8 protein-coding genes are annotated in these 5246 nt (G+C 65.4%); all 8 read right to left on the bottom strand.

Features of this window, described 5'->3' with window-relative positions; translation table 11 throughout:
* Positions 1-272: NADH-quinone oxidoreductase subunit NuoK (gene nuoK / locus Q7J26_RS13255; RefSeq protein ID WP_304936877.1), on the bottom strand; the 272-nt coding region annotated here is incomplete at its 3' end.
* Positions 272-898: an NADH-quinone oxidoreductase subunit J gene (locus Q7J26_RS13250; RefSeq protein ID WP_304936876.1), complete on the bottom strand. Its 627-nt coding sequence runs from the start codon at positions 896-898 to the stop codon at positions 272-274. The genes nuoK and Q7J26_RS13250, both read right to left, overlap by 1 nt.
* Positions 899-971: 73 nt before the next feature.
* Positions 972-1463, bottom strand: coding sequence for an NADH-quinone oxidoreductase subunit NuoI (gene nuoI / locus Q7J26_RS13245; RefSeq protein WP_183195166.1), 492 nt, complete (start codon positions 1461-1463; stop codon positions 972-974).
* A complete protein-coding gene (locus Q7J26_RS13240; RefSeq protein WP_304936875.1) occupies positions 1463-1681 on the bottom strand; it encodes a hypothetical protein in 219 nt (72 codons plus the stop codon). Before Q7J26_RS13240 ends, nuoI begins: the two co-directional genes overlap by 1 nt.
* The gene (locus tag Q7J26_RS13235; RefSeq protein ID WP_304936874.1) at positions 1678-1911 is read right to left on the bottom strand and encodes a hypothetical protein; all 234 of its coding nucleotides are present in this window, start codon (positions 1909-1911) and stop codon (positions 1678-1680) included. Before Q7J26_RS13235 ends, Q7J26_RS13240 begins: the two co-directional genes overlap by 4 nt.
* Positions 1912-2991 carry an NADH-quinone oxidoreductase subunit NuoH gene (gene nuoH, locus Q7J26_RS13230; protein ID WP_304936873.1) on the bottom strand — a complete coding sequence of 360 codons (1080 nt, stop codon included), beginning with the start codon at positions 2989-2991 and terminating at the stop codon, positions 1912-1914.
* A 3-nt stretch (positions 2992-2994) separates the two neighbouring features.
* Positions 2995-5040 (bottom strand): NADH-quinone oxidoreductase subunit NuoG, encoded by a 2046-nt coding sequence (gene nuoG, locus Q7J26_RS13225; protein ID WP_304936872.1) that lies wholly within the window; start codon positions 5038-5040, stop codon positions 2995-2997.
* The coding region (locus Q7J26_RS13220; protein WP_304936871.1) for a hypothetical protein at positions 5040-5246 on the bottom strand (207 nt) is incomplete at its 5' end. The genes nuoG and Q7J26_RS13220, both read right to left, overlap by 1 nt.

Genomic DNA, 5246 nt, shown 5'->3' with positions numbered 1-5246 from the left:
TCGCCGCGATTCCGGAAGAAGGTCACCAGGATGGCCAGGCCGACGGCGGCCTCGGCCGCAGCGACGGTCAGGACGAACATGGCCATGATCTGCCCGCTGATGTCGTTCAGATAGGTCGAGAAGGCGACGAAGTTGATGTTAACGGCCAGCAGGATCAGCTCGATCGACATCAGGATGATGATGACGTTTTTGCGGTTCACGAAGATGCCGAAGACCCCGATGGTGAACAGGGCCGCCGCCACGGTCAGATAGTGGATGAGACCGATATCCATCAGAGAAGCTCCTCGGGCGTGACGCCCTGCCCGGTCTGGACCGACTTGATCTCCATCGCCTTGGCGGCGGAGCGGTTGACCTGGTCGGCGATGTTCTGGCGCTTGATATGCGGCTTGTGGCGCAGGGTCAGGGTGATGGCCCCGATCATGGCGATCAGCAGCACGATCCCGGCCGCCTGGAAGAAGTAGATATAGTCGGTGTAGAGCACCCGGCCGATGGCCTCGACATTGCTCATGTCGGGATCCGGCGCGCCCGGGCCGGCCAGACCGGCGGTCGCCCCGCCCTGGATGACGGCGCTGGACACCAGGATCATCTCGGCCAGCAGGACGGCGGCGATGACGGCCCCGATGGGCAGGTAACGGGCGTAGCCCTCGCGCAGCTTCAGGAAGTCGACGTCCAGCATCATGACGACGAACAGGAACAGCACGGCGACCGCCCCGACGTAGACGACGACCAGCAGCATGGCCAGGAACTCGGCCCCCAGCAGGACGAACAGACCCGCCGCCGAGAAGAAGGCGAGGATCAACCACAGCACGCTGTGCACCGGATTGCGCGCGGTCACGACCAGAAGGCCGGACACCACGGCGGTCGCCGCCAGCAGATAGAAGGCTAAGCCTTGCAGCATGTCGGGACGAAGCCCCTTTCGTAGCGGCCGCGACCCCCGTGGGAATCGCCGACCCGTTCAAGCGAGAAGCGCCTTAGCGGTAAGGCGCGTCGAGTTCCAGATTCTTGGCGATCTGCCGTTCCCAGCGATCCCCGTTGTCGAGCAGTCGGGCCTTGTCGAACAGCAGCTCTTCGCGCGTTTCGACGGCGTATTCGGAGTTCGGCCCCTCGACGATGGCGTCCACTGGGCAGGCCTCCTGGCACAGGCCGCAGTAGATGCATTTGACCATGTCGATGTCGTAGCGGGTCGTGCGGCGGCTGCCGTCGGCGCGCGGTTCGGCCTCGATGGTGATGGCCTGGGCCGGGCAGATGGCCTCGCACAGCTTGCAGGCGATGCAACGCTCTTCTCCGTTGGCGTAGCGGCGCAGGGCGTGTTCGCCGCGGAAACGGGGCGACTGCGGGTTCCGCTCGAACGGATAGTTCACGGTCGCCTTGGGGCGGGCCATGTACTTCAGGGTCAGGCCGATGGCGCCGATGGCGTCGAGCATCATCGCGCCCTTGGCGGCCTGGGCGATACGAGTGAACATCAGAAGCGATCCTCTGGCGCCGGGGCGCCGTTGGTTGAAGTCTTGGTCGGTGCGGCCGGGGCCGCGCCCTGGGTCTTAGACTGGGCGTCGCGCCACTCACGCTCGATGCGCTCCTGGCGGCGTTCCCATTGATAGCCGGACTCGGGCATGCGCGTATCGGGCGCACAGGCCGTAATCACCGGTGCGAGGATCAGCAGCAGGAGGCTCAGACGGTTCATGCCCCGCCTCCCCTCAGCACGTCCTTGCAGTCCATATCCTTATAGCGCGGATCGTCCCGGCTCATCATCCGGCACAGGTTGACCCGTTCACCGCCGCGACGCGCGTCATCCTCGCGCCGCTCCATCGACGCGACCGGATCGGTCGGCGCCGGAGCGGCGATGGGCGCGAAGGTGCAGGCGGCGAGGCCCCACGATGCGACCAGGGCCAGGATGACGGCGCGGGAGTTCATCTATGCACCCACCGCGAAGACGCGCCAGGCGGCGGTGATGACCACGGCCACCAGCGAGGCGGGCAGGAAGATCTTCCAGCCCAGACGCATCAGCTGGTCATAGCGGTATCGGGGCACGAAGGCCTTCACCAGGGCGATGGCCAGGAACCAGAACACCGTCTTGGTGATGAAGGTCAGCAGATAGATCGTATAGGCGATCCAGGCCGGCAGGCCGTCCAGCGTCTCCTGCGACAGGAAGCCGGGGTTCCAGCCGCCGAAGAACAGGATGCTGATCATCGCCGACATGAAGACGATGTTGACGTACTCGCCCATCATGAACAGCAGATAGGTCGTCGAGCTGTATTCGACCTGATAGCCGGCCACCAGTTCGGACTCGGCTTCCGGCAGGTCGAACGGCGGGCGGTTGGTTTCCGCCAGGGCCGAGACGAAGAAGACGATCGACATCGGGAACAGAACCACGATCAGGGGCCAGGTGCCCTGCCCGCCGCCGAAGGCGTACCAGTTCCAGAAATAGCCGCTCTGACCCTCGACGATCTGCGACAGGTTCATCGTGCCGGCCAGCAGGATCACATTGATGATGATCAGGCCCAGCGAGACTTCGTAGGACACCATCTGCGCCGCCGAACGCAGCGAACCCAGGAACGGATACTTCGAGTTCGAAGCCCAGCCGCCCATGATGATGCCGTACACGCCCAGCGACGAGACGGCGAAGATGTACAGGATGCCGACGTTCAGGTCCGACACCACCCATCCCGGCGCGAACGGGATCACGGCCCAGGCCATGAAGGCCAGAATGACGGTGATGATCGGCGCCAGGATGAAGACCGCCTTGTCCGCGCCGGAGGGGATGACCACCTCCTTCAGCACGAACTTCAGCATGTCGGCGAAGGACTGCAGCAGGCCGAAGGGGCCCACGACGTTCGGACCTTTGCGCATCTGCACCGAGGCCCAGACCTTGCGGTCGGCCAGCAGCAGGAAGGCGACGGCGATCAGCACGCCGACCGTGATCAGCAGGATCTGACCGACTGTGATCAGCGTCCAGCCGCCCGGCGTAGCCCAGAAGGAAACAGCAGCGTCCATGACTTACTCCGCCGCCATCGCGACCGGGGCGATCCGCAGGGCGGACAGCTCGGCCATGGTCGCGCTGGCGCGCGCGATCGGGTTGGAAAGATAGGGGTCCGAAATCGCCGAGGCGAAGACCCGGTCGCCCAGGTCGCCCTTGACGCCCAGCTTGGACGGATCAAAGGCTGCAGGCGCAGGCAGATAGTCGATCCGGCCAAAGGTCGGATGATCGGCCATCAGCTTGGCGCGCAGCTGGTCCAGCGTGTCGTAAGGCAGGGTCTGGTCGACGCGGGCCGACAGGGCGCGGATGATGGCCCAGTCTTCCTTGGCTTCGCCCTTGGGGAAGACGACGCGTTCGGCCATCTGCACCCGGCCCTCGGTGTTGACGTACAGGCCCGACTTCTCGGTATAGGCCGCGCCCGGCAGGATGACGTCGGCGCCGTGGGCGCCGCGATCGCCGTGGCTGCCCATATAGACGCGGAAGGCGTTCGACCCGGTCGGATCGACCTCGTCTGCGCCCAGCAGGAACAGCACGTCCAGCGCGCCCGGCTTCATCATGTCCGACACCGTCAGACCGCCTTCAGTCGGCACAAAGCCCATGTCCAGACCGCCGACGCGCGCAGCGGCGTGGTGCAGTACGTTGAAGCCGTTCCAGCCTTCGCTGATGACGCCGACCTTCTTGGCCAGGGCGCCGAGCGCGTTCAGGACGGCCGCGCCGCCCTCCCCGTTCAGCGCGCCGGAGCCGACGATGATCGCCGGACGCTCGGCCTTGGTCAGGAAATCCATCGCCGACTTCGGCAGCTTGGCCAGGGTCTTCGAGCCGGCGCCCAGATAGGCGTAGTCGAAGGTCAGGTCGGCCTGTTCGCCGATGACGCCGATCTCGACCCCGCCCTTGATCCAGCTCTTGCGCAGGCGGGCGTTCAGCAGCGGCGCCTCGATGCGCGGGTTGACGCCCACGATCAGGATGGCGTCCGCCTTTTCAATGCCTTCGAGGCCGGAGTTGAACAGCCAGCTCTCACGCGGACCATAGCCCAGGGCGGCGCCGTCCTGGCGGCAGTCGGTGTTCTTGGAGCCCAGGGCGCGGAACAGGTCCAGCGTAGCCTTCATCGACTCGGCGTCTTGCAGGTCGCCGGCGATCACGCCGATGCGGTCGGCCGAGGCGGCTTTCAGCTTGGCGGCGACGGCGTCCAGGGCCTCGTTCCACGAGGCGGCGCGCAGCTTGCCGTTCTCGCGGATCCACGGGCGGTCCAGGCGACGCGCGGTCAGGCCGTCGACGACATAGCGGCTCTTGTCCGACAGCCACTCCTCGTTGATGCCCTCATTCACACGCGGCAGAACCCGCATGACCTCGGAGCCGCGGAAGTCGGCGCGGATGTTCGAGCCCAGGGCGTCCATGACGTCGATGGTCTCGGTCTTCTTCAGTTCCCACGGACGATAGTGGTACTGCCAGGGCCGGTGCGTCAGGGCGCCGACCGGGCACAGGTCATTGATGTTGCCCGACAGTTCCGACCCGACCGACTTCTCCAGATAGGTGGTGATCTCGGCGTCTTCGCCACGCGAGATCATGCCGATGTCCGGCACGCCGGCGACCTCGGTGATGAAGCGGACGCAACGGGTGCACTGGATGCACCGCGTCATGAAGGTCTTGATCGTCGGACCCATGTTCTTTTCTTCGACCGCGCGCTTGTTCTCGGCATAGCGAGAACCGTCGCGGCCATAGGCCATGGACTGGTCCTGAAGATCGCACTCGCCGCCCTGGTCGCAGATCGGGCAATCCAGCGGGTGGTTGATGAGCAGGAATTCCATCACGCCTTCCCGGGCTTTCTTGACCATCGGGGTGTCGGTGAAGATTTCCTGACCTTCGGCGGCCGGCAGGGCGCACGACGCCTGCGGCTTCGGCGGCCCAGGCTTCACCTCGACCAGGCACATGCGGCAGTTGCCGGCGATGGACAGGCGCTCGTGATAGCAGAAGCGCGGGATTTCCTGCCCGGCGCGCTCGGCGACCTGGAGCACGGTCATCCCGGGCTCGAACTCGACTTCGACGCCGTTGACCTTGGCGATGGGCATTATTCTCGAACTCCGCCGTACGGGCTGTCTACGAGGGTCAGACGTGTCTCGACCCGTTCGATACGTTGATCCAGGCGATCCAGGCGACGATTGACGCCTGCAAGCCCTTCCTCGACGTGGGTGGTGCGGACCTTCAGGTCGTGCATGTCCTCGCCGAGCCGATCCATCTTGGTTTCCATCGACGTCAGACGTCCTTCGACGCGACG

It is taken from the genome of Brevundimonas sp., from assembly GCF_030656255.1.
In the GTDB taxonomy this organism is placed as follows: Bacteria; Pseudomonadota; Alphaproteobacteria; order Caulobacterales; family Caulobacteraceae; genus Brevundimonas.
The sequence above is the reverse complement of the archived record's forward strand: the minus strand, read 5'-3'. Positions and strand labels throughout refer to the sequence as shown.

Bases quoted from the DNA above. Each gene is read 5' to 3' on its own strand.
- Q7J26_RS13235 (WP_304936874.1), bottom strand. From the start codon at position 1,911: ATGAACTCCCGCGCCGTCATCCTGGCCCTGGTCGCATCGTGGGGCCTC.
- Q7J26_RS13250 (WP_304936876.1), bottom strand. From the start codon at position 898: ATGCTGCAAGGCTTAGCCTTCTATCTGCTGGCGGCGACCGCCGTGGTG.
- nuoG (WP_304936872.1), bottom strand. From the start codon at position 5,040: ATGCCCATCGCCAAGGTCAACGGCGTCGAAGTCGAGTTCGAGCCCGGG.
- nuoH (WP_304936873.1), bottom strand. From the start codon at position 2,991: ATGGACGCTGCTGTTTCCTTCTGGGCTACGCCGGGCGGCTGGACGCTG.
- Q7J26_RS13240 (WP_304936875.1), bottom strand. From the start codon at position 1,681: ATGAACCGTCTGAGCCTCCTGCTGCTGATCCTCGCACCGGTGATTACG.
- nuoI (WP_183195166.1), bottom strand. From the start codon at position 1,463: ATGTTCACTCGTATCGCCCAGGCCGCCAAGGGCGCGATGATGCTCGAC.